At 56.7% G+C, this 24,800-nt stretch carries 20 protein-coding genes and 1 tRNA gene; 8 read left to right on the plus strand and 13 right to left on the minus strand.

Annotated elements, in window-relative coordinates; translation table 11 throughout:
• Positions 1 to 32 precede the first annotated feature (32 nt).
• The 3 genes from VL130_RS19605 to VL130_RS17575 all read right to left on the minus strand — a co-directional run bounded on the left by VL130_RS19605 (position 33) and on the right by VL130_RS17575 (position 5,687).
• On the minus strand, positions 33 to 1,223 hold the full coding sequence (locus VL130_RS19605) for a DUF1624 domain-containing protein (protein ID WP_325364951.1): 1,191 nt from the start codon (positions 1,221 to 1,223) through the stop codon (positions 33 to 35).
• A gap of 131 nt (positions 1,224 to 1,354) precedes the next feature.
• Entirely contained in the window at positions 1,355 to 3,193 is a 1,839-nt protein-coding gene (gene typA / locus VL130_RS17570; RefSeq protein ID WP_325364953.1) for a translational GTPase TypA, read from the minus strand.
• A 565-nt stretch (positions 3,194 to 3,758) separates the two neighbouring features.
• Positions 3,759 to 5,687: an AAA family ATPase gene (locus tag VL130_RS17575; RefSeq protein WP_325364955.1), complete on the minus strand. Its 1,929-nt coding sequence runs from the start codon at positions 5,685 to 5,687 to the stop codon at positions 3,759 to 3,761.
• A gap of 332 nt (positions 5,688 to 6,019) precedes the next feature.
• On the opposite strand from VL130_RS17575, the gene VL130_RS17580 reads away from it, so the two are divergent.
• Complete coding sequence (locus tag VL130_RS17580; RefSeq protein WP_325364957.1) at positions 6,020 to 6,988, plus strand: hypothetical protein; 969 nt, start codon at positions 6,020 to 6,022, stop codon at positions 6,986 to 6,988.
• A 43-nt stretch (positions 6,989 to 7,031) separates the two neighbouring features.
• Here VL130_RS17580 and VL130_RS17585 read toward each other — a convergent pair whose 3' ends face one another.
• From VL130_RS17585 to dctA, 3 genes are all read right to left on the minus strand, one after another.
• Positions 7,032 to 7,439: a response regulator gene (locus tag VL130_RS17585; protein ID WP_325364959.1), complete on the minus strand. Its 408-nt coding sequence runs from the start codon at positions 7,437 to 7,439 to the stop codon at positions 7,032 to 7,034.
• Positions 7,440 to 7,564: 125 nt separating this feature from the next.
• Positions 7,565 to 8,344, minus strand: coding sequence for a glycine zipper 2TM domain-containing protein (locus tag VL130_RS17590; protein WP_325364960.1), 780 nt, complete (start codon positions 8,342 to 8,344; stop codon positions 7,565 to 7,567).
• A 96-nt stretch (positions 8,345 to 8,440) separates the two neighbouring features.
• Positions 8,441 to 9,727: a C4-dicarboxylate transporter DctA gene (gene dctA, locus VL130_RS17595; protein WP_325364962.1), complete on the minus strand. Its 1,287-nt coding sequence runs from the start codon at positions 9,725 to 9,727 to the stop codon at positions 8,441 to 8,443.
• Positions 9,728 to 9,790: 63 nt separating this feature from the next.
• Between dctA and VL130_RS17600 the strand changes: the two genes are divergently transcribed.
• Both VL130_RS17600 and VL130_RS17605 read left to right on the plus strand, forming a co-directional pair.
• Complete coding sequence (locus VL130_RS17600; RefSeq protein ID WP_325364964.1) at positions 9,791 to 10,243, plus strand: hypothetical protein; 453 nt, start codon at positions 9,791 to 9,793, stop codon at positions 10,241 to 10,243.
• Entirely contained in the window at positions 10,240 to 11,058 is an 819-nt protein-coding gene (locus tag VL130_RS17605; protein WP_325364966.1) for an NAD(P)H-hydrate dehydratase, read from the plus strand. Before VL130_RS17600 ends, VL130_RS17605 begins: the two co-directional genes overlap by 4 nt.
• Position 11,059: 1 nt before the next feature.
• Here VL130_RS17605 and msrA read toward each other — a convergent pair whose 3' ends face one another.
• Positions 11,060 to 11,689, minus strand: a complete 630-nt coding sequence (gene msrA, locus VL130_RS17610; protein WP_325364968.1) for a peptide-methionine (S)-S-oxide reductase MsrA — start codon at positions 11,687 to 11,689, stop codon at positions 11,060 to 11,062.
• 157 nt (positions 11,690 to 11,846) lie between these two features.
• On the opposite strand from msrA, the gene VL130_RS17615 reads away from it, so the two are divergent.
• Positions 11,847 to 11,936 (plus strand) — tRNA-Ser (locus tag VL130_RS17615).
• 511 nt (positions 11,937 to 12,447) lie between these two features.
• Entirely contained in the window at positions 12,448 to 14,562 is a 2,115-nt protein-coding gene (locus tag VL130_RS17620; protein WP_325364970.1) for a right-handed parallel beta-helix repeat-containing protein, read from the plus strand.
• Between the two features lie 690 nt (positions 14,563 to 15,252).
• Here VL130_RS17620 and VL130_RS17625 read toward each other — a convergent pair.
• On the minus strand, positions 15,253 to 15,588 hold the full coding sequence (locus VL130_RS17625; RefSeq protein WP_325364972.1) for a GIY-YIG nuclease family protein: 336 nt from the start codon (positions 15,586 to 15,588) through the stop codon (positions 15,253 to 15,255).
• Between the two features lie 123 nt (positions 15,589 to 15,711).
• On the opposite strand from VL130_RS17625, the gene VL130_RS17630 reads away from it, so the two are divergent.
• Positions 15,712 to 16,335 (plus strand): DUF2239 family protein, encoded by a 624-nt coding sequence (locus VL130_RS17630; RefSeq protein ID WP_325364974.1) that lies wholly within the window; start codon positions 15,712 to 15,714, stop codon positions 16,333 to 16,335.
• 68 nt (positions 16,336 to 16,403) lie between these two features.
• Entirely contained in the window at positions 16,404 to 17,399 is a 996-nt protein-coding gene (locus VL130_RS17635) for an alpha/beta hydrolase (protein ID WP_325364976.1), read from the plus strand.
• Between the two features lie 27 nt (positions 17,400 to 17,426).
• Here the strand turns inward: VL130_RS17635 and VL130_RS17640 are convergent, their stop codons facing one another.
• On the minus strand, positions 17,427 to 18,383 hold the full coding sequence (locus VL130_RS17640) for a zinc-binding alcohol dehydrogenase family protein (protein ID WP_325364979.1): 957 nt from the start codon (positions 18,381 to 18,383) through the stop codon (positions 17,427 to 17,429).
• Positions 18,384 to 18,883: 500 nt separating this feature from the next.
• On the opposite strand from VL130_RS17640, the gene VL130_RS17645 reads away from it, so the two are divergent.
• Positions 18,884 to 19,228, plus strand: coding sequence for an L-rhamnose mutarotase (locus VL130_RS17645; RefSeq protein ID WP_325364981.1), 345 nt, complete (start codon positions 18,884 to 18,886; stop codon positions 19,226 to 19,228).
• Positions 19,229 to 19,291: 63 nt separating this feature from the next.
• On the opposite strand, the gene VL130_RS17650 is transcribed toward VL130_RS17645, so the two are convergent.
• The 4 genes from VL130_RS17650 to VL130_RS17665 all read right to left on the minus strand — a co-directional run bounded on the left by VL130_RS17650 (position 19,292) and on the right by VL130_RS17665 (position 24,327).
• Positions 19,292 to 21,343 carry a beta-galactosidase gene (locus VL130_RS17650; protein ID WP_325364983.1) on the minus strand — a complete coding sequence of 684 codons (2,052 nt, stop codon included), beginning with the start codon at positions 21,341 to 21,343 and terminating at the stop codon, positions 19,292 to 19,294.
• A 69-nt stretch (positions 21,344 to 21,412) separates the two neighbouring features.
• Positions 21,413 to 22,987, minus strand: a complete 1,575-nt coding sequence (locus VL130_RS17655; protein WP_325364985.1) for an alpha-L-fucosidase — start codon at positions 22,985 to 22,987, stop codon at positions 21,413 to 21,415.
• A gap of 186 nt (positions 22,988 to 23,173) precedes the next feature.
• A complete protein-coding gene (locus VL130_RS17660; protein WP_325364987.1) occupies positions 23,174 to 24,007 on the minus strand; it encodes a DUF4982 domain-containing protein in 834 nt (277 codons plus the stop codon).
• Complete coding sequence (locus VL130_RS17665; RefSeq protein ID WP_325364989.1) at positions 24,004 to 24,327, minus strand: hypothetical protein; 324 nt, start codon at positions 24,325 to 24,327, stop codon at positions 24,004 to 24,006. The genes VL130_RS17660 and VL130_RS17665 overlap by 4 nt, the downstream gene beginning before the upstream one ends.
• Positions 24,328 to 24,800: the final 473 nt, after the last annotated feature.

Genomic DNA, 24,800 nt, shown 5'->3' on the forward strand with positions numbered 1-24,800 from the left:
CGGCGGAACAAAAGAAAAACAAGCACTGCCGACTACAAATAAGCCAGCCACCAGTTCTTGTGCCGATGTTTGATACCTAGCCACCACCGGCAGACCGGATAAAGCAGCGCAATCACGATCACCCAGCAGACCCAGACTACCCACAAGGGCATGTCTGTGCCTTGCAAAGCCATCGGATGCTTGAGAGCCATGTAAAGGCTGTTGAACTGCCCGGTCAGCGACTTGCCCATCGCCAGATGCGTCACAATTGTAACCGCATGTACGATGTACAAATGCGCTACATAGGCCATCAGAGGCACGGCGCCGAAGGTGCGAAGAATACCTCCCAGCCTTGCCGGCAACCGTTCAAGCCACGGGGCCAGCAACAAAACAGCGCCCAGCGTCACGCATAAATACAGCAGCGAAGGCGGGTATTTCTGCACGTTCAGGAAGTCCATCACACTGTCTTCCAGGTGCGCCTGCACCGCCCAGGGCCGTGGATCGCCGTAGAAATTGCCGCCGCGCAGGGTCAGGAAGAGGACCAACAATCCCGCCCCCAACAGGATCAGCCGCCTGTCCCGGTCCGGCGCCAGGAAGATGTGGCCCATGCCGAAGCCCAGCGCGATCACCCCGATCCACGGCAATACCGGATAGGATAGCGCCAGCACAGGCATCCCCCCCAGGCTGACCAGTCGCGGCTCATACAGGAAGTTCCAGACAATACCGAACACCCCCAATTGCGATGCATGTATGGAATCGAGCAGATTATGCCCCAGTGTGATGACCAGCCTCACGATCAGCACCCACTTGCGCGGCAGATAGACCAGCCCTGCCAGCGCGATCATGGACCAGCCGATGGCCCACAATATCCCCAGCAGCACCGGCACCGGCCAGCCAAATGACCAGCCCAGCCCCACAATGGTCACCTCCACGACCATCAGCCACAGTCCCCGGCTCAACAGGAAAATCGACAGTCGGCGGATTTCCGGCAACCGCACATATTGCAGCCAGGCCGAAACACCGGCCAGGAAGACAAAGGCCGGCGCGCACAGATGCGCCGACCAGCGCATGGCGAAAAGGACCGGATTGCTGACATGAAAATCCATGGGATCGAGCGCGAAACCACTGATATGCGTGTAACGGCGGACATGGTCCAGCGCCATGATCACGATGATTAACCCGCGCAGGATATCAATCACCGCAAGGCGCTGCCCTGCTTTTAACGCATCCACCTCGCCCGACATGCCGTGCTCCCGACGACTTTGTTAACCAAAGTACGCCGAATTGCACATATAGCAAGCCGGATCGGTGCACTCGCAACTAACGCTTTTGCGCCCATAAAAAACGGCCCCGTTTCCGGGGCCGTTCCTGTCTCTTATGCGTCAGCGCGAACGCGCTTCTTGCGGAACGAAGGATTGAGTTCCTTCTTGCGCAAACGGATCGACTTCGGTGTCACTTCCACCAGTTCATCGTCTTCGATATAGGCGATCGCCTGTTCCAGGGTCGGACGGCGCGGCGGCGTCAGGCGGATGGCTTCGTCCGTGCCCGAAGCGCGGATGTTGGTCAGCTGCTTGGTCTTCATCGGGTTGACGTCGAGATCGTCGAGACGCGAATTCTCGCCGATGATCATGCCCATATAGGTCTTTTCGTTGCCGCCCACGAACATGGTGCCGCGCTCTTCCAGCTTCCACAGCGCAAACGCCGCAGTTTCGCCGTCACCGTTCGAGATCAGCACACCCTTGCGGTTCTGGTCGATAATGCCCTTGTAGCTTTCGTAGTGCGAGAACACGCGGTTCAGCACGCCCGAACCACGCGTATCGGTCAGGAACTCGCCCTGATAACCGATCAGCGAACGTGAAGGCGCCTTCAGCGTCAGGCGCGTCTTGCCGGCGCCCGAAGGCCCCATGTCCTTCAGCTCGGCCTTGCGGGCGGAGAGCTTTTCGATCACCACGCCGGTATATTCTTCGTCGACATCGATCATGACGTCTTCGATCGGCTCCATCTTCTCACCGGTTTCCGGATCGTTTTTGAACACCACGCGCGGACGCGAAATGGCCACTTCAAAGCCTTCGCGGCGCATGTTTTCGATCAGCACGCCCAGTTGCAGTTCCCCACGGCCGGCCACTTCAAAAGCGTCCTTCTCGTCGGTTTCGGTCACGCGGATGGCGACGTTCGATTCGGCTTCCTTCAGCAGGCGCTCACGAATAACGCGCGACTGCACCTTGGTGCCTTCCTTGCCGGCCAGCGGCGAATCGTTGACCGAAACAGTCATGGAAATCGTGGGCGGATCGATCGGTTGCGCCGGCAGCGCTTCCACCAGGCTCATATCGCACAGCGTATCGGCCACGGTCGCCTTGGAAAGGCCGGCAATGGCGCAGATGTCACCGGCTTCGGTGCCTTCGTCAATCGGCTGACGCTTCAGGCCGCGGAAGGCCAGCACCTTGGTGATGCGGCCGCGCTCGATTTCAACGCCGTCACGGTTCAGCGCCTTGATGGCCAGGCCCGGAACGGCGCGGCCCGAATTGACGCGGCCGGTAAGCACGCGGCCGAGGAACGGATCGGATTCGATCAGAACGGCCAGCATCTGGAACGGCTTGTCTTTATTCTCAACAACCTTCGGCGCCGGCACGTGCTCAACGATCAGGTCGAACAAAGGCCCCAGGTTATCGGAAGGCACGTTCATGTCCATCGTCGCCCAGCCGTTCTTGCCCGAAGCATAGATGTGCGGGAAGTCGAGTTGTTCTTCGGTGGCGCCCATGATGGCGAACAGGTCGAAGGCTTCGTTGTGAACGCGGTCCGGATCGGCGTGCGGGCGGTCAACCTTGTTGATGCAGAGGATCGGGCGCAGGCCGAGCTTCAGCGCCTTGCCGAGCACGAACTTGGTTTGCGGCATGACGCCTTCTTCGGCGTCGATCAGGATGACGCAGCCGTCAACCATGCCGAGAATGCGTTCGACTTCGCCGCCGAAGTCGGCGTGGCCCGGCGTGTCGATGATGTTGATGCGGGTTTCGCCGGCCTTGCCGTGCCACAGCACGGAGGTACACTTGGCGAGAATGGTGATGCCGCGCTCGCGTTCCTGGTCGTTGGAGTCCATGGCGCGCTCAACCGTCGCTTCATTGGCGCGGAAGACGCCGGACTGGGCCAGCAGGGCGTCGACAAGCGTGGTCTTGCCGTGGTCAACGTGGGCGATAATGGCGATATTACGCAGGTTCATAAAGGGCCTTTTATTCAATATACGCCTCCCCTATTTATGGGGGAGGTGGCGCGCAGCGCCGGAGGGGGCTTCTCTCGTCCCTCTCCACATATTGGAAAAGGACTTCATCTTCATACCTCCCCGCTCGTCGGAAAGGTTTCTCATCTTATACCTCCCCGCTTGCCGGGAAGGTCTCTATACTTATACCTCCCCAGCTTGCTGGGGAGGGGGACCGCGCCTGAAAGGCGTGGTGGTGGGGGTTCTGACTTCCCTTCTCTCCTCCCCTCTTTCGAGGAGGTGGCGCGCAGCGAGGAGAGACCTCTTCTCCTCCCCTGTAAAACGGGGGAGGTGTCAGCGCGAGTGTCGCTGACGGAGGGGGCCTCCCGCTCCGAACACCAAAAAAGCCTCTCGACAGAGAGGCCGGAAGGGTTGGATCGTTTGGAATTGCGCGCTCTATAACCGAATCTGCGGCAAATGGCCATAGCCCCGGTGGATTATTTTTCGCAAGCGCGAAAGGGCAGGGTCACGGACCCTGCACCCGAAAGCCTAATTTGTTTATTGGACATTCAGACGGATTACAGTCTCTCTAAAGATTATTTACGTAAGTTCGTAAAGCCGATAATTCGTTAGGTACTAGATCGGGTCTACGCTTCCAGACAGCGAACATAGCGCGCTCGGCACTTTGTCGATCTGCTAGTCCCAGTGCTTTGAAAATAGCTTTGGACACCTCTTTCCCTTCGCAAATCATCCAAAGATCATTTTCTACTCTCTTACGGCCATATATTGCAGCACGAGCCTCTAACATTCTACAGAGCGCTTTGGATTCCTCTGCGTTGATCTCTCCATGAGCATTTGCAATTTCGCTACAACAAGTTTTGATGTCTGAAAAATCCTGCCATTTTAAACGATGTACTAGCTCTCTTACAGCTTTAGATGGTTCCGGATATTCCCTGAAACGACGATCTGTGCGTGCACCGTCAAATATCCAAGTACCAGCTCTTTCGTCAGCGGCATCGCGGATTAACCCCTCAACATCGTCAATATCTTGGCCATTTGTATTAGAATAATCCCTTACTGTGTCTGGGTGTATGAATAAGTTTTCTATTTCGTGTACACCTAGAATGAAGATACCTCTATCTGTAAACTCTTTAAGCTCAGCGGACGGTCTCCAGTCACGATCAATAATGCCTCCAAGGCGAATTTGCTGCCCAGAAACATCTGCAAGTTCTTTAAGATTAGACACCTTTCTAATCACTTCTTTGCAAGACCCTGCTTCCAAAAAGCGTACATGAGAAGGTATATTGCATAACAACCGCAAACGTTCGCGTTCTCCGATCTCCTCCTCACCCTCAATCCAAACAAAAGCCAAATTTGAAATTGAAAAACAAGGAGAGCCCACGGCACGTGAAAGTGTTGCCATAACCGGTTGATCGCTAAGTCGTGTTGCGCCACTTATTTTTCGTGTTTGCTCGTTTCGCTGCAAAACGATGGTTGCGTCACGGCCAGTAACTTCGACAACCTCTAGGGAATGGCTGGCCAGCCAAATTTGGCCCAGTTCAACGCTATCTTTTAAAAAACCAATCCATGACCTCAAAAGATCGTAATTTAAATGAAGCTCGGGTTCATCTACCAGCATTAAACCTTTTTTTAATCCAAAACGTTCGATCTGCCCAATGAGAAAAGCGATTTCCCGCTCCCCTCCGCTGAGTTGATCAAAGGTTAGCGGCAATCCAGTCGAGTTGAAGTTAATTTGGCGCGTTTGGGGATTAATTCCTATGAATAATAGATGAGGCAAAACTTTCTTTATAGAGTCTTTGTATGCTTCAAATTGATCTATAAATATAGGTTCAACAGTTTGCGTATCTCTTGCAATTCGTATTGATTGAACATACTTGTTGTTTTGTTGATTTTCGCTTCCAATCAAAAATCTAAACCACTCATCATATAAATTTTTTGTTATCCTAAAGGAACTTTGCTTGTTCGTAGCATCCCAGTCTCTGTCAAATACTTGGCCGAGTTCGTGGTGCTGAATTTCGACCTTATGGTATGATCGGTCGGCATCAAGAGATAGATAATGGACTGATTTGCTTTGCTGAATGATTTGCACAACTGCATGCGCAAATTGATCTCCTCCCTCTGGACGAACCTTGCCTGCTCTCAAGTAATATCCGTGGTCTTTTCGATTACCAACTACAAGAGTTCTGTCCCAAGTCGTAAGGTCCTCTCTTAAACCTGGTGCATACACATCGGAGTTCTCCACCTCAGGCACCACACCGATTGACACAAAAAAGGTAATTTCAAAGGTCGAGTTGTCACTAAATGGGTCCCCGCGACGGTGTTCAACACCGGGAGATAACCCAACACGTTGTGCGCATGCTGCTATCAATTCGAGGATTTGACTTTTGCCTGTGCCATTGCCTCCAACTATACATACAACAGGTGCGTCATCGGGCATCCGAATATCTAAGTTTTCAAAATGGCGCCATTGATCAATTTTAATTTGTTGAATTCGCATTTAGCACCCCACAACTTAAACAAACACGCTGTCAAAATACGACTATATGTCAATGCAACGAAATAAACAGTCAAATACCACTGCCAATCCGGCTCTGTAAATCAAAGACGATGACACAGCACAGCCCACTGAACGCTCAAAGGGAACCTCACCACACCGGGTAGCGGTTAGATGTGGTGGTGGGGTTTCTGGGTTTCTTTCATCATTATGACAAAGAGGCCCCCTCTGGCGGGACTACGCCCGCCACCGCAGCGGCGGCCCGGCTCCCCCGCTTCGCAAGGGAGGAGAAGCAAACAAATCCCCCTCCCCTCCATCACCCCCATCATATCCGGATGGACACCTCTGCCGACAGGGTTGCGCAAACCGAGGACGATGCCGCGGCGCTGGCCACGCGCCGGCTGACCGTGCGCGCCTATGCCGACCGGATCGCGCAGATCGTCGAAGGCCTGGACCTGCCAGACACCTTTCTGGAGGCTGAACGCGCCGCGCGCGCCATCACCGCCGCCGATCGGATTATCCAGCAACTCCCCACAATCCCGGAAGACCAGCCGGAAAACCCAAACAACAATGACAGCGACGCCGATCAGGCGCCGGTCATTATCAAGCCGCCGCGCCGCCGTCTGCGCGCCAGAGCCGACCAGTTGCTGGAGGTCATCGGCCTTATCCCCGATCCGGACAGCTTCCTGGAAGGTGAACGCGCCGGTCGCTGCCTGCTGGCCACCGACCGCATGCTCTCCCAGCTCTATGAAGCGCCGCAAAGCCCAAATAAGTATAATGCGCGCTTCCCCAAATCACCCGCCTTCGCCGACGACCTGGACGAAGACGATCAGGCCGAAACCACCGATTGGCGCGCTGAATTCATGGCCAAGGCCGATCGCTTCGCCACAGGCTGTGCCCGCGAAAGCGGCATTTGGCCGGACGGCACCGCTTTCGACAAAGACACCACCGCGCCGAAAGATCGGTGGTGCTGGGCGGACAGCCTCACCATTTTCCAGTGTGATAGTGATCCGCTGCAAAAGGACCGCTGGCCTGCCCTGCTGATGCTGAACCGCGCCAATGCGGTCACACGCGCCATGGCCCGCCGCGATGGCCGCTGGCCCGACTATGCGCTCTTTGGCGAAGACGATCCGGACTATTACAGCCTGTCGGCGCGCTATGACGAACAGGTGCTCAACAAGCCGCCACCTGATACCCCGACGGATCACAAGGAAATCCCCAACACCATCGGTTTCCCCTGGTGGCTGGTCAGAAAAGTGCCGCAACACCCTCCTCCACCTTTAAAGCCCCCTCTCCCCACCTGAGGGGAGAGGGTTGGGGTGAGGGGTTTCTTACTTTCTTAAAAGCTCAATTCACCCGCTTTGCACACAGCGCCGTCAATCGCGCCTCAAGCTCTTCCATCAGGAACGGCTTACACAAAACCTCGTCCATCCCGGCCAGTTGACACAGCCGGTGCGTCGCCTTGTCCGAATGCCCCGTGATCCCCACGATCGGCACCGCCGGCACCAGCGCCGCAATCTCCTGACTGCGGATTGCCTTGGTGGCGGCCAGACCATCCATCACCGGCATTTCGATATCCATAAGGATCAGGGCATAGGCATTGGCGGCCGACATCTCCAGCGCGTCCTGGCCATTGCGGGCGCGCTCGACGGCGAAGTCCATCATATCGAGCATGGCCTCGATGACGAAAGCGGTCTCGTCATTGTCATCGGCCAGCAGAACCAGCCGGTTTGTCGCTGCACTGAGTTTACTCATGCCGCACCCTGTTACATATGGCCGGAACATAGCCCGACGCGTGTAAAGGATCAGTATGGGATGGTCATGGTAACTGATAAACGCAGGCGGAAGATGTTCCCACCTTCCGCCCTGGCTATATGATCTCAGTAACCCGGACTATTATAGCTGCTGCTCGAATAGCTGGAGGATTCCTCGTGCCAGCCGCCGTCACGGTCGCGCCAGCCATAGGCGACGACCTGGCCGATATGCCAGCGCCCGTCGTCATCCTGCCAGCCGACGGCGCGCGGACGGCCATTGTGCCACTGGCCCTGGTCGTCGCGCCAGCCTTCGTCGGCATTGTCGGGACGGCTGGAACCGTATTGCGAACCGGAATTATACCGGTCATCGACATAGGGGCGATCCGGGCCGTTGTTATCGTAAGGCCGGGACTGGTAGTCGCTGTTGTCCGTGTAGGGGACGGTGTTGTATCCGCTGTCGTCCTGCTGGCTGTAGCGGGTGGACGGCGCATCATAATAGACGTTGTCGTAATAGCCGCTTTGCGGGCGGTCGCGGAAGTACAGCACCTGATAGCCATCTGGCGCCGGCGGTGGCGCATAATAGTTGCCCTGACGATAGGCATAATAGGCGCCATTATAGCATTTGACCGACGACTTGCCGATCTGCGAACCAACCACGCCGCCCAGTACCGCGCCGCCGACCGTGCCGAGGCCGCGTTCGTGCTTGGAAATCTGGCTGCCGGCCAGACCGCCGACCACCGCGCCGATCACGGCGCCGTTGGTCTTGGCGTTGTCCTTGCGGGCGTAGCAATAGCCGTCATAGGCCTTGTTGTCGTATTGCGCCTGGGCCACGGACGGCAAACCAAACGTCAGGGCCAGGCCGAGCGCCGCCAGGGAGGGCGCAATATATTTTGTGAGGTGTCTCATGGGGTTCTCCTACAGGCGCAAAAAGGCCTTTGCCAGCCAGCCTGCGCCGGCGATCATAAATTTACAATAAGGCGCGCTTGCGGCGGGAATCGCGTCTTATTCCGCCGGTACTTCCAATGCGTTACGATGCAGACCCGCCCTGAGCGCCGCCTTGTCCAGTTCGCCTTCCCAGCGCGACACCACCACGCAGGCGACGCCATTACCGATAAAGTTGGTCAGCGCCCGGCATTCGCTCATGAACTTGTCGATACCGAGCACAATGGCCATGCCGGGCACCAGCGCCGGGTTGACCACCGCCAGGGTCGCCCCCAGCGTGATGAAGCCCGCACCGGTGACGCCCGAAGCGCCTTTCGAGGTCAGCATGGCGACACCAAGCAGGGTCAGTTCCTGCATCAGGCTGAGGTCGTAGCCCATCGCCTGGGCGATGAACAGCGACGCCAGGGTCATGTAGATATTGGTGCCGTCGAGATTGAACGAATAGCCGGTCGGGATGACCAGTCCCACCACCGGTTTCGAACAGCCGAGCGCCTCCATCTTGCGCATCAGGTTTGGCAGGGCACTTTCCGAAGACGAGGTGCCGAGCACGATCAGTAGCTCATCCTTGATATAGGCGACGAAGCGGAAGATCGAAAAGCCGGTCAGCCAGGCCACACTGCCGAGCACGACGAACACGAACAAGGCCGCCGTCAGATAGAAGGTGCCGATCAGCATCAACAGCGAACCGAGCGCCGCCGCGCCAAACTTGCCCAGGGTATAGGCCATGGCCGCGCCGGCGCCTACGGGGGCCAGTTTCATGATCAGGGTGATGATGTCGAAAATGATCTTGGTGCCTTCATCGATCAGGTTACGCACGCCCTGAACCGGCGGGCCGATACGCTGGAGCGCGAAACCGGTCAGAATAGCGACCAGCAGGACCTGGAGGATATTACCCTCGGCAAAACCACTGAGGAAAGTATCGGGGATCAGATGCAGGACAAAATCAACGAGGCTCTCATGGGTTTCCGGCGCCACATATTTAGCCACCGCCGCGGCGTTGCCGGCGGCGTGCATACCGGCGCCGGGCCGGACCACATTGGCGACAATCAGGCCGAGGATCAGCGCAAAGGTCGAGATCACCTCGAAATAGGCGATGGCCTTGACGCCGACCCGCCCGACCTGCTTGGCTTCAGCCACCTGACCGATGCCCGACACCACGGTGCAGAAGATCAGCACGGCGATCATCATCTTGATCAGCTTGACGAAGCCGTCGCCCACCGCCTTGACCCACGGCTGCGCCGCCACTTCCGGCCATATCAACCCGATGGCAGCGCCGAGCACCACGCCGAAAAGGACCTGCACATAGAGATGGCGGTAAAAAGGTTTTTTCGTTCTATCCTCTGGCATGGCCGCCCCGTTTATTATTGGCGGACACTGTATAAGCGGTTAGGCTTCCTCACAATGGTTCAAATGCGCGCCCTTACCACTACTGAAATCAAAGCCCTCCCGACCGGCCTTCTCGCGGCCGTGCCGTTTGAAGACGTCCGGCTTGTCGATCGGCATCACTGGGTATCGTGGCTGGCGCGGCTGATCGGACGTGGCCCGCAAATCGTGGTGCGGAGACGGCGGATACACTGGCCACGTCCGCCGGCGGATATGAGCGGCAATCCGGTCGCCATGAGCCTGCTGGCGCATGAACTGGTCCATGTCTGGCAGTATGAAAATGGCCTGACCCTGTGGCGCTATATCCTGCGCGAACGCGGGCAATACCATTACCGGATCGATGGCCGCGCCTATACGGATTACGGCTACGAACAACAAGCGGCGATGATGGAGGACTGGATGCGGTTGCGAGCGGGATTTTCCCCACGTTACGGACAGGTTGACTCAGCCACACTGAAAGAGATCATACCCTTCCTATGACCGACAATTCCCCAGACCTGTGGCTTTCCGCCCTGCCCGCCCTCAAAACCGATGGCAGCAAATATGATCGTGGTCATTGCGTGGTGCTCGGCGGACCGGTGGCCTCAACCGGTGCGGCGCGTCTGGCGGCGCGCGCGGCTTTGCGCATCGGCGCCGGACTGGTGTCGGTGGCCTGCGATCCGTCGAGCCTGATCGTCTATGCCACGGCGCTGGAAGCGGTGATGACGAAAGTGGTGCGCGACGAAGCGGCCTTCGCTGAACTGATGGCCGACCGGCGCATCACCGCCGTCGTCCTGGGGCCGGCCGCCGGCGTCAATGAGCGCACCAAGGCGTTCGTGCTGACGACCCTGAAAGCGGAAAAAGCCTGTGTGCTCGATGCCGACGCCCTGACCGTTTTCAAGGATGAGCCGACAGAGCTTTTCAAGGCCGTCCGCTCGCCGGTTCTTCTCACCCCGCACGAAGGCGAATTCGCCCGGCTGTTCGGCAAGGTGATCAATCGGGAAAGCGATGCCCTGCAAGCGGCAAAGGCCAGCGGCGCGGTGGTGCTGTTGAAGGGCGCCGATACAATCATCGCTGCGCCGGACGGCCGTATGGTGGTCAATCGCGCCGCACCACCGACCTTGGCCACGGCGGGTTCCGGCGATGTGCTGGCGGGCTTTGCCGGTGGATTGATGGCCCAGGGCATGGACGTCTTCGATGCCGCCTGCGCCGCCGCCTGGATTCACGCCGAGTGTGCCCGGTTGTTCGGACCGGGCCTGATCTCGGAAGATCTCAGCGAGATCGCGCCGCGGGTTTTAAGCCAACTAGGCCGCTGACTCAGATGGCGCAGACCGCGCCGGTGCCTTTCAGACCGCAATAGCCTTCGGGATTCTTGGCGAGGTAACCCTGATGATAGCCCTCTGCGAAATAGAAAGGCGCGTCCGGTTCGATCTCGGTGGTGATCAGCCCCTTGCCGAGCGCATTCAGCGATTTCTGGAAGGCCGCCTTGCTGGTGACGGCGGCATCGTATTGCGCCTCCGTCTTGGTGAAGATGGCCGAACGATATTGCGTGCCGACATCATTGCCCTGACGGAAGCCTTGCGTCGGGTCATGGCTTTCCCAAAAGACTTTCAGCAACTGCTGGAAGGTAATCTTTTTGGGGTCATAAACCACGAGCACGCCTTCGGTATGTCCGGTCTGGCCGGAGCAGACCTCCTTGTAGGTCGGATTGGACGTATAGCCGCCGATATAGCCGGCGGCGGTGACGTAAACGCCTTCCTGTTGCCACAGCTTGCGCTCGACGCCCCAAAAGCAGCCCATGGCGAACACAACCGTTTCCATACCGGCCGGATAAGGGCCTTTCAGTGGGGTATGCAGGACGAAATGGGTGTCCTCAGTGGGGATGGCTTCGTTGCGGCCAGCCAGGGCCTGCGTGGCGGAAATCATCTGGGATTTAAGGCCGAACATGGTGTTTTCCTTCTTGTTGCGTCGAATATACGCCCATGCCGTCAATATAGTTACAAAAAAAGCGGTGGTAAGGGGCAAACTTCGCTTGCGACTTTGCGCGGCGTGAGTATAAAGACCGCCTTCCGCGCGACACTCGACCTGTCGCGATTTGATGGATGGACAGGTGGCGGAGTGGTCGATCGCGCACGCTTGGAAAGCGTGTGTACGTGAAAGCGTACCGAGGGTTCGAATCCCTCCCTGTCCGCCATTATATAGATAAATTATTGAATTTATTAAAATAAATCACCCACCACTGTCAAAACATCGTATGACTTCGGGTTGCATCAAAAAAAACGCCATTTCTGACGGGGCTGGATGATTAAATTCCTTTTCACCGACCAGAACCGCATTTCCGAGCCCGTATGTTCGCTCCAGTCGCTTCGGTCATTTTCGCTTAGCGCCGCCGTACCACGCCGGACTTTGTACCGACCATCGGTGACGTGGAAGTAACCCTGCCGGCCATTATCGTCAGTCCTGATGTAGTCGCCATCGCCTTCAAACTGGAAAAGCCTGCGAAAGCCAGTCAGCAGAAATGCCCAGCCGGCGTCACTATTTTTCTCATTCTTTATCTATCAAATATTGTCGTCTGTTAAAAAATTCCGGATTCGGAATGGACGAGAAGTCAATTGCAACATAATACGTATGATGTGATGGGCTGCGGCGCAACGATCATCCTATGCGCAAAATAATCAGAGTGCCCACAGGAAGGACACGCCTCCATGAAAAAGCCAAGAGACAACCTCTTCGTCTGCGGCACCGCCTTGGGCGCGGCTGCCCTGGTGACGTTCGCCACGTCGGCCTTCGCGCAACTGCCGCCCGCGCCTGATATCCCAGTTGTCGTGCCGCCCAGATCGGATCGTATGTCCGGTTCGGTCCATCTGGCGCACCGTCCAGCTCCCATTCCCTCGATTGTCTATCTCTCCCCGCAAGGGGCCGACGATGGCGACGGCTCGTCCACGCATCCCTTCGCCACGTTCGCGCGCGCTCAAGCCGCCGTGCGCACCCTTAATCAGGACAGTGACGTTACCGTCAGCGTTGCCGACGGTGTTTATCGACTCCACGCCCCTCTGAGATTCACCGCCGCTGATGGCGGACAAAGCGGCTTTACCGTGCGTTACCAGGCCGCGCCCGGCGCGCATCCGGTCATTTCGGGCGGCGTGCGCATCCAGGGCTGGACCCGCGCCGATGTGGACCGCGACATCTGGGTGGCCGATATGCCACGGGGCATGGACCCGCGCCAGATCTGGGTGAATGAAAAACTGTCGCGCCGCGCCGCTGTCATCGCGCCACGCAATGCCTTCGAATTCTATGACTGGGGTCTAAAGATCGTCGATCCGGCCTGGCGCTTTCTGGCTGACCTTCCCGATCAAAGTCGTCTCGAAGTCGAAAATCTTGGCTGGTTCACCGATCGACACGCTACGATCCAGCGCATCGAAGGCGACCGCATTGTCATGCAGCAGCCGGGCTGGCGCAACAATATCGTCGGTTACGACACCCTGGCCAGGCCGGTTTCACCGGAAAATGCCCGCCTGGAATTCGTCAATTCTCTGGCCTTCCTGCGCACAGAAGGCGAGTGGTTTGCCGACCCGAACGCCGGCAAAATCTATTATAAGCCGCGCAAGGGCGAGGACATGGCTTCAGCCGATGTCGAAGCGCCACATCTGGAATGGCTGATGTCGATCAGCGGCGCCTATGAGCGGCCGATTGTCGACCTCGAATTTACCGGCCTTAGCTTCCAGCATACGAGCTGGCTGCAACCATCGGGGGCCGAAGGCTACGCCAGTCAGCAAAGCGGCGCTTACCTTGCCGGTGACATGCCCAACTACCCAAAGGACCCGATCCGCGATTGTAGCTGGGGTTGCACGGCCTTCGAGGCCATGCGCAACAAATGGAGTCAGCAGCTCGCGGCCATTCAGGTCTCAGCCGCCGAGCGTATCACCTTCTCCCATGACGAATTTACCCACCTCGGCCAGATTGGCCTCGGCATCGGCAACAATGCGGAAGCCAATGCCAGCGGAATCGGTCTGGGCGCCAGCACCATCAACGTCGTGCGCAGCCGCTTCGTCGATCTGGCTGGCGGCGCGATCATGGTTGGCGGCGTCACGCCGGACGCGCACCATCCTTCGCGCCCGGAAATGACCGTCGCGGACATTCTGATCTCCAATAATCTCGTGCAAAATATCTCTCAGGACTATCACGAGCAGGCCGGCATCATGGTGACCTATGCCGCTGGCACGACCATCACTCACAATGACGTGTCGCAGGCCCCTTATGACGGCATCGACATCGGCTGGGGCTGGGGCGCCAACGATCCGGGCGGGTCGCCGGCCTACCGCACCGCCAACCGCGGCTATTACGATCAGCCCGGCAATCTGGTGTATAATACGCCCACCATCCTTCATGACACCGTGGTCTTCGCCAACCGTGTGCATGAGGTAAAACAATCTTTTCCTGACGGGGGCGCGATCTATCATCTGTCCGCCGATCCCGGCGCCCTGATCGCGGAAAACTACGTCTATGACGTGCCCGGCGGCATTGCCTTGTATCTCGACGAAGGGTCAAGATATGTCACGGTGCGCAACAACGTCGTCAGCAATGTCGGCATCTGGCTCAACATCAACTCTCAGGACAATCTGGCGCCGCGACGGACCGCGATGGATAATACCGCCAAGGGCAATTGGTATAATTCCGGCGTACGCAGCGGCTCATGGACCGACTATCTGAATAACCAGTTCATCGACAACACCAAGGTCCACAGTAATGCCTGGCCGGAAGCGGCCAAGGCAATTATCGCGCGCGCCGGCATCGAGCCAGAGATCCAAACTGAGAAATAAAACAAGATAACAGCATAAAAGAAACCAACACGGCAATGCCATTCGGCGCCATGCAAGGATCAGTATCGCGTCGCACTTAACGGCGCACTCGATCATGGCGCCGCCCCGCTTGACTACCGGTTAAAAATTTAGAGTTAATCGTTCAATCGAGATAAGCTTTAATCAATTGACGACTGCTTTTTGGCCATCGGCTGAGGCCGCGAACATCTGTAATGGACCCAAACGGACCGACAACACTATTTGACGGGCCAACTCTTCAAATATCTAAATCATGAAAAATGGCGCACCCAGCGTCATATTTTTCGAACCTTTCGCCCGACCATTATGGGCAATTATTCGCCCCCCAGGAGCGTCACAACCGGCGAATGAGGACGTAAACAACCCGATAGCTGCCCCCACAAACTTTCCTAAACGGAAATGCAAATCGCGTCGGAAGGCACATGGATATTCACGAAAGTGTAAAAGCTGCGATCATGAGCCGAATAAGATATCTACAAGATATCGAAAACCAAACCGACGAACCAAGCTAAACTACAAAGATATCGATGAGGAAAATACCGGCCGCATTGTACGGCCTGCGCTGATGCAACAGTCTCTTGCGCACCCGTTGCAGACAATTGCCGACGGCCTTTATTATTGCCCAGAAGCGGACGTACACCGAAACGCCGGACGATTTCATCTCACGCATGATCAAATCGGATGGGCAAGCAATGTCGCACGCCAGTGGTCCGCCCGGTCTTTCAGCTTTGCTGTGAGCAAGTAGGGCGTAGCCTCCTCCGCGATGCGTTCTAAGACTTCGAAACTGAACTGTGCTTCGCCATGCGACCGCCAGGCGTCCTGGACCGCCTTGTTTGGGTAAGTTCCTAGCCGTAGCGTGAACCACATTCGCGTTCGGATGGTTTCAACATCTGACCAGTGTCCGACCCAGACTGCGTCGGACGCGGTACAGCGTACGGCATAAATTCCCGCGTTGCTTTTACGCTCCTTATATGCGGCGATCGCAACCTTTCGCGCTTCACTCTTCATCCTGGCTCCTGATTGGTCACAACTTCGCACCGCAATTTGCGGCACCACGCATTATTATACGGGTAATATTGACGCAAGTATTTTATCCGGGTAAAATAAAAATACATTGGGAGCGAAAACGCTGTGACTGAACCTGCAATCAAGCTTTTTACTGCATTCGAGGGGCACCGGCTGATTGTCAGGTCGTCGCTCCCGGAAGTCGCGCTCACCGTCAAAGCCGCATCAGACGCCGGTTCAACAGAGTGCCTCCTTGTGTTCGACGACGCAACGGGCCGGTCCGTCGACATAGACCTGCGCGGAAATGCGGAAGACGTCCGCGAAAGACTGTCACAGCCCCCGCAGACATTTATTGGCCGATTTCGCTCTCCCGTCAGTCAGCCAGTTAAAGCCGACGACACTAGGGATTCCGAACCAAGAGGCCGGGGCCGGCCGAAATTGGGTGTCGTTCCGCGCGAAATCACCTTGCTTCCGCGGCATTGGGAATGGCTGGGTGCCCAACCGGGCGGCGCGTCGGCCGCGTTGCGCCGGCTCGTCGATAACGCGAGGCGCACTGAACTACCGAAGGCCAAGCAGCGCATTGCACAGGAGGCGGCCTACCAGTTCATGACGGCCATCGCCGGCGATTTTTCTGGCTATGAGGAGGCCATTCGCACGCTATTCACAGGTGATCTTTCCAGGCTGGCTCAGCAGATGGAAGCCTGGCCCGCCGATATCCGTGAGTATGCACTGTCCCTCGCGGCGGCCTAGCGTCTAACGCAAACAACAACCGGCAGGAACTGCTCTGCGCCTCAACACAATTGAAACGGACACACCAAATGAATATGGCAAAATCGAATGGCATCGAGCTGGCCTATGACTGTTTTGGCAAGGCGGATGACGCTCCGCTCCTGCTTATAGCCGGTCTCGGCACACAAATGATCCGCTGGACGTCCGCGTTTTGCGAAGACTTGGCCGACAAGGGCTACCGGGTCATCCGCTTCGACAATCGCGACGTCGGACGATCAACCCATTTCGATCGGAGCGGGACACCTGATTTCGCAATGATCGGGCAAGCGCTCATGGCTGGTCGACGCCCCGAAGCGCCGTACACCCTATGTGAGATGGCGAAAGACACTATCGGCCTCATGGATGCACTAGGGATAGATGGAGCCCACCTGGTCGGCCGGTCGATGGGGGGCATGATCGCGCAAATTGTTGCAAGTGAGTACCCCGATCGCGCCTTTTCGTTGACCTCGATTATGTCAAGCACCGGTAACCCCGCGCTTCCGCCTCCAATGGCTGATGCAATGGCTCTGATGACGACTCCGGCCCCCGACCCGGCGGCCGATGAGGTGGGCTTCCTGGCTAATCGCGTTACGTTCGCCCGGCGTATCGCAGGCACAGGTTTTCCATTCGACGAAAGCGCATGCCGTGAACTTGTGCTTGCGGAACTACGCCGTGCCTACGACCCAGCCGGGACGGCGCGCCAGATCGCGGCGGTTGCCGTCACAGGCGATCGGCGTTCACGGCTGGCCACGATTACCGTGCCAACGCTCGTTATTCACGGTTCAGACGATCCGCTTTTTCTGCCTGCTTGTGGCCTGGATACAGCCAATAGCATCCCTAAGGCCGACTTCATGTTGATCGAGGGGATGGGACACGATCTACCGCCTCCATTATTCGCCGCAATAATAAAGGCAATTGATCGAAACGCCCGTCATGACCTTCCCGACAAGCATTACCCACGGGTGATAAAGTGCCCGCCCGTCGCATGCTCCTGTTTCAACTGGCCGGTCATACCTGATATATCCGCCATACTTTCTCTCCTGTGATGCGATTTTTTGCTTTTTTGACGCCGATCAGAACGTTGCGATTGCTTTCAGTACCGAGCCTTGATTTGCCATGAGATCTCTGATCATTGTCGGCGTGTCCATGAGATCAAAATTGTGAGTTTGAAGCATCTCGCTCGGGATGGCGCCAGATCGCAGTTTCTCGATAACGTATTCGAAATCCTCGCGGGTCGCGTTCCGACTGCCTAAAAGCGTCGTTTCCCTCTTGTGGAATTCCGGGTCTGAAAAAGAAATTACGTCCTTTACAACGCTCACAAGGACATAACGGCCGCCATGCGCGACGTATGAAAAGCCTTTTTCAATTGCCTTTCCATTGCCCGTCGCGTCGAACACGACATCGAAATATTCACCATCGGACCGCCCCTTGAGGAAATCCTCCAGCTCATCACCAACCTGCCCCACGTGGTCAATTCCAACCTTGTCGCGGGCATAGTTGAGACGGTCGGCGCTTGTATCGATGAGGGTGACCTCGGCGCCGGCAAACTTGCAAAACAGCGCTACCCCGACACCGATAGGCCCCGCGCCGACGACCAGGGCGCGGTCTCCCCTGGTTGTCTGGCCGCGCCGAATGGCGTGAGCGCCAACCGAAAGAAATTCGACCATGGCCGCCTGGTCGGGCGTCAATCCATCGACCGGGATCACAGCCGCGGCCGGCACGCAGATGAATTCGGTCATCCCCCCGTCAACATGAACCCCCAGCACATTTATTTTTACACAACAATTCGGCTTGTTTTTCCGGCAGGCAATGCAATCGCCGCAAGGAATATAGGGATTGACTGTGACGAGTTGCCCCACCTCCAATGCCGTCCCCTCGTCAGCCTCGACAACCTCTCCCGCCAATTCGTGCCCCATAACGCGCGGATAGGCCAGGAACGGCTGGTCGCCGGAAAAGATATGATAGTCCGTACCGCAGAGTCCCACCCGGCGAATTCGGATCATCACCTCCCCTGCCTTACGACCGGGCACGGGCCGTTCCTCAATTTCGAGTGAGAAGGGTCTATCACACACAATGGCTTTCATCGTTATTTCATTTCGTGTTAGTGCGTCAAAATATCGTATATGACATTCGCTATCATATATGACAACCAATCCGCAAGGCAAATGACAGAACGCACACTAGGTGAATGCGCGGCCCGCCGGCTTGCCGCATCGGTGAAAATTCGATTGGAAAATCAAATGCCTGGCGTTCCAGTCTGGTGAAAGGCGGATGATTTAAGCTTCGCCGGATAATCGGCAAAATATAACCGCTACCTCACCCAGAATCTTGGCTGTATTCGGCCTCAGCAAATAGGCGACAGCGATTCCCGTACAAACCAATCAGGCGTCATATCATTGAGGTAAATTCAGGACAGGCCAATCCGGATAAAATGGGATTAGCCATTTGCGTGTTTTATAAATAATATCAATTACCGTATAAGATATTTTGAAATTACCCTTAATTCGCTCCCCCAATACGGAAAAGCCAAATGGAAAAGCAATATTTCGTCCTCGATCTGAAGGATGACGCCGCGACGATAGACGCATATAAGAAATGGCATATGGCAGGCGCCGTGCCCGAACAGGTAACCAAATCAATTCGCGGCGCCGATATCGAAGAACTCGAAATCTTCCTGGCCGGCAACCGCCTCGTTATGGTTCTAACCCCAGGCCCGCACTACAATTCTGAGGCCAAGGCGACGGCCGATGAAGCAAATCCGGACGTTCAAAAGTGGGAAACGCTAATGTGGAGATTTCAAAAGCAGTTGCCGTTTGCTCGTCCGGATCAAAAATGGGTGCCGATGGAACGCATTTACGCGTTGTCGCAACAGTAGGGCCTAAACCGAAGGCCGCCCCCCGCAGGTAAGTGCGTGAGACGGCCTTCGGTACATGACGGCCTATTGGAGAAGGTCGACGCCCAATGGTTCAAGCCGTAACGTGCCCTTCCAGGCCTGACCGGAAATGACACCGGTCTTTTCCCCGGAGATGGCAATATCCTGCGCCTTTCCCGTCGTGTTGACGTAAAGTGTTCGCCCTTCGACGACCCGCGCATAGACGCCTTCCGGCGTTTTTGGTCCCGGCGTGATGTGCAGTTGCGCATAGAGGCTGCGATAAAGCGGCTGCATGATCGAAGGCTGGGCGGGCGTGGCGACGTATATCGCCTGTCCCTTGCCGAAGCTATTGACCGTAATAACCGGCGGTGCGCCATCCACATTCGAGAAACGCGCCATGACCTTGGCGGTGGACGGCTCCAAAACCTCATAGAAATTGATTGAGGTGGAGAAATCGGTGTCGCCGATCTTGCCCGTCAGCGGCGTATCGGTGCGGTAGAATTCGTTCGTCTTCAGGCCGAAGACATCCGATAGCCGCCCCGGCAAGGGGATATTGAACCATTGATTGTGCTCATCGACCTTCGCGGAAAACGCCGTCATAATCACCGTGCCGCCGCCCTTGACATAGGTGCGGATGGCGTCGGCCGAAGCCTGATCCATCAGATAATCGCCCGGCACCACGACCATTTTATAACGGCTCAGGTCTTCATGACCGATATTGATGACGGCCGAGTCGATATTGTCATTATAGATGGGGGCAAACGCATTGTGCTGCTGCGTCAGATAGGGCGTGGTATAGTATTGCTTGACTGTATTCGACCAGCTGATCGGCGCCGACGCTACACGGCTCTCAAACGAATAGGCAAAGGCCACGTCAGGCTTGACTTCTCGCGGAAAGCCTAACTTTTCAAACTTTTTGAACTCCGAAGCGATCCGGCCCCATTCGTCCAGTTTCCATGAAGGTGTATTGTCGTGATCGACCAGGCCGAACAAGGCCTGCTCCTCGCCGCCGAGGTGGCTGTTGAAGGTCCAGGCCAGCATACCCTGCCCGCCGTTGAGAAGGCCGAAATAGGCCCACATGCGCGACTTGCCCTTCTGGCCATAGAAGCCGCCCCCACCTGCCTGAAACTCGTTGAACCACGACGCTGTCGGCAAGGCGCCCTTCATCATCAGGGTTTCATAGGCACCGCCAATAGGCTCGCCGGCATAGTAACCAAAAGAGCCATAGGTGACATAGTTCTTATAGGTCGACAGATAGTCAAACCCCTTGCGGTCACTTGAATCCCACAGGTTGGAAATCGTCGGCTTGTCAGGCGCATTCTTCCGGCGGGCCTGCTCCAGATCCATCAGGTTGTCTATGGTGACCTCAGACCAGTAACGGCGCAGATCCAGGTAACGCTCAAAAGGCCCCGGCCCTTCTGCGTAAGGCAGCTCGACCTGATCCCAGTCGGTCAGGGTACGGCTCCAGCGCTGCGTGGCCCACGCCTTGTTCAGGGCCTCCAGCGTGACATACTTCTTCTTCAGCCAGATGATAAAGCGGTCGCGGTCGGCCGCCGAATAGGACATGAAACCGTTGCCGATCTCGTTATTGTAGCCAATGGCGATGACCGCCGGGTTTTTGCCATAGCGCTTGGTCATGGCCTCGGCCAGGTCCCTGGCGAGACGGCGATAGTCGGGATCGCTGGTATCGTCCATATAGCGTTCTGCGGCATAAAGCCGGGTGCCGTTCTGTGTCACCAGATCGACGCCGGGATATTTTTTGTGCAGCCACATCGGCGCGGGTTGGCCCGGAATGTCGACAATGACCTTGATGCCGTTGGCGTGCATTTCCGCGAGCACCTTGTCGAACTTCTCAAATGTGAAGACACCCTCGGCCGGCTGGAAATAATCCCACGACAGGTCACCCATTCTGACGACCGTAAAACCGGCCTTCTTCATCAGGGCGATATCGGCGTGAATCTCCTCCGGCGACCGATCGACCGGCTGATAGTTGGCGCCGATATAGAGTTCCCCGGCGCCCGGCCAGTCCGGATGCCCGACGGCGCTTTGCGCCGAAGCCACACCCGTGACCGCCACGAACAGGGCGGCGGTGCTGATAAGAAGAGCTTTGAGTTTCATGAGGTATTTTCCTGAAAACGGAACGGCAGACTGACGCCGCACCAGGGCGATGCCGGTAAGTGAAGATATCTAGGCCTTGAAGGTGATTTCAAAGGCGCTGGCGTGACGGGTGGGCAGCGAGGCCGGCAGATCAATCACCAGCGCCTCATCGGTCTGACGGAAGGTCAGCGCTTTCTTTGCGCCCAGCAGCCTGATACTACGCACGACCTTCGCCCCCTGCCCCGCATGCAAGGCCTTCACAGCCACGCTTTGCGACGGTTCACCGAGCGTGATCGCGTACAGTTTATTGCCCTTGGTGGTGAAGCGGATATCCTGCGCCGTGTAGCTGTTGTTTTCTTGGAAAGCGCCGTCCACCGTAGCGGATGGCCCCTCGCCAAAGGTGTGCCACGGGCGCGTACCGTAAATGGCGTCACCATTGATCTTCATCCACGCCGCCAGTTCATCAAGCAGGGTCTGTGATTCCGGCGGCAGGCTGCCATCGGGATACAGAACGACATTGAGCAGCAGATTGCCGTTCTTGCTGACGATATCGGTCAGCATGGTAATCACCTGCGGCGCGGTCTTGTAGGTATAGTTGTCGCTGTAGAACCAGTCGCCGTTTGACGTATCGGTCTGCCACGGCCGCGGATTGATGCCCTTGAGCACGCCGCGCTCGACATCCTGCACACAGGTCTTGGCGTGGAATTCGCCCGAACCCAGGTCCTTGCAGTTATAAACGGCCTGCACTGCGCCTTTTTTGTCAACGCTGCCGTTATAGAGGTGCGACACCAGAGAGCGGCCAACCACACCGAACGGCAGGCCGCCATCGGAATAGAGCAGGTCCGGCTTGTAGGAGTCGATCAGGTCGCTGATGCGGTTATACCATAATTGATGATAGGCCGGATCGGTGGTGTACCAGCTCTTACCATCGCCACGATACTCCTCCCCCTTATTGTCATGATACAGATCGGCGAATTTCGGGTCAGCGCCGTCATAATTGACGCCCATCTTGGGCCAGAAGCGGTCAAACTGGTGGCTGGTATAGAACCAGTTATGGCTGGCGCCCAGATGCTCCGACACACCAAACCGCAGGCCGCGTTTACGGGCGGCCTTGCTCCATTCGCCGACCACGTCGCGCTTCGGTCCCATCTTCACGGCGTTCCAGCCGTGCAGCTTGGAATCCCACAGGTCAAAATTGTCGTGGTGGACGCCCATGCTGACGAAATACTTGGCGCCGGCGGCCACATACTTGTCCATCAGGGCTTCGGGATCGAACTTTTCCGCCGTCCACAGCGGGATAATGTCCTTGTAGCCAAATTCGGACGGATGGCCGTAGGCCTTCAGATGCTGATCATAGTGCGGATGCCCTGGCACATACATGAAGCGGGCATACCAATCGCCGGCGCGTGGCACCGCCTGCGGTCCCCAGTGTGCCCAGATGCCGAATTTGGCGTCACGGAACCACTCAGGCGTCTCATATGTTTCCAGGGACTCGACCGTCGGCTTGAAAGGGCCTTTAGCAATAGGCAGCTTGTAATCGGGCGCGACCGGCGCGGTGCTACAGGCCAGATCAGCCGTTCCCGCCTTAGCCCGCCCAGCCGTCGCCAGGCCCAATGCCGCCAAAATCGGCGCGCCAGCCAGCAGGTTTCGTTTACTGATCCGCATGTTTCACTCCTTGGCCGCGAGCAAGCGGCGCCCTGTTTTTCGCAGCCCATTTCCGGCAATTGTATGAACCGGGCACGCTGCAATCTTCACAAATTAGCGGCATATATGAAATATTATTTCAACGGCAAAAGTCGTACTTTTCATGCGCGTTTGGGTTAAGCCCGCAGTTAGTTCCCATAAGTGTCCTTATCTGGATATCGCATTCAGCCAAACCTTGCGTGCAGGCAGGCCTTCGACGGTCACCTCAACCCCGATCGGGCCCGCTGTCGTGCCCGCCTGAATGGCCGCCACCACCTGCCCATGAAACGTTTTGCGATCTCCGGACTGGAAACTGGCCGCGTCCTGCGGATCGCCATTACCAATCCCGGCGAGCTGACCGGCGCCGGAAACACGAACCTGCACCTGGCGATCATCAGACCGGGCATAGATGGGTGTCCCGTTGGTATCGACCAGCGCCACCGTTACGTAGGCCAGGCCCTCGCCGTCAGCCTTAATCTGCGTCTTGTCGAGTGAAATGCGCGTATCGGCAGGCTTACCGGCGGTGCGCAATTCCCAACGTCCGGCCGGCTTGCCATTTTCATAACCGACAGCCGTCAGGGCGCCCGGCGCATAGGTCAGTGAATAGGTGGCCTTATATTCCGGTCCGACCGCCTTACGCCCCAGGCTTTTGCCATTCAGGAAAAGTTCGACTTCCGGGAATTCCGAATAAACAACCACGTCAACCCGTTTGCCTTCCTGACCAGGCCAGGTCCAGCTCGGATGAACATCATCAAGCGACCAGTCGAGGTGCGGCGGGGTAATTGGGAAGCCGTTGTCGAAATCCCAAGTCAGATCGAGCTTGATGGCATCGGCAGTCGCGGTATTGCGGGTCGCGGTTGGTTGAACCGCCCCGTAATTATAGTTCGCCGGATCTGCCAGATAACCCGGTGTGTCCGTACCATGAACCGGGAATTTACCCGTATTGTCGAAGACATAGTTATAGCTGGCTCGGGTCGAGTTTGAGAAAAGGTACTCATTCATACCTTTCTGGTTGACCGCGGAGTCCAGGTGTTCGTAATACGTTGAAGCGATTCGGCGATGTCCACGTCCGGGAAACGGCCGATGTCCGTCGCGGTGATCGAATCAACGATCTGGTCGGATTTTTGCTTAACGGCCTGCGCAGTCGCCAGACTGTTACGCAAGCCCATCACCACGATGACGGTTTCCGAATCATTTGTCGTGGCAGTCGCTGCCGGCGCGACCTTGTTATCTTCTATTTGAGCAAAGGCCGGCGAGGCCATGCAGACCGTCGCAAGCGCAAAAACCGACGCGCCCGCTAATGAACGAGACATTGTTCCCATTTTCTATTTTCCTTCCTGATACACCGCCCGTCTTAAAACGGTCCGGCCTAGGATTTCTCTAAGCTCATACATCACGAATGGAAATAGATTTCATATAAGAAAGTATTACTTTATGTTGATTGTGTTCATTTCGCCTCACTGCCCGCATCACAAATTCGTCAGAACTTCACACAAAAGCCATATAGCTTCAGTCGCTACCGCGCTTCGGGGCCCACCCAATGTCTGTGACGGAAACGGGCGCGCGCCCTCTTCGCCAGCTTGGGGGCCTCGATGTTATTTTCCGAAGCGCCTTGCCGTTTCCTACCGGGCAAAAAAAATCCCCTTGCGCTGCGGGGAAAGTGGATAGTGGATAGTGGATAGTGGATAGTGGATAGTGGATAGTGGATAGTGGATAGTGGATAGTGGATAGTGGATAGTGGATAGTGGATAGTGGATAGTGGATAGTGGATAGTGGATAGTGGATAGTGGATAGT

It is taken from the genome of Asticcacaulis sp. (assembly GCF_035497195.1).
Taxonomy (GTDB): domain Bacteria; phylum Pseudomonadota; class Alphaproteobacteria; order Caulobacterales; family Caulobacteraceae; genus Asticcacaulis.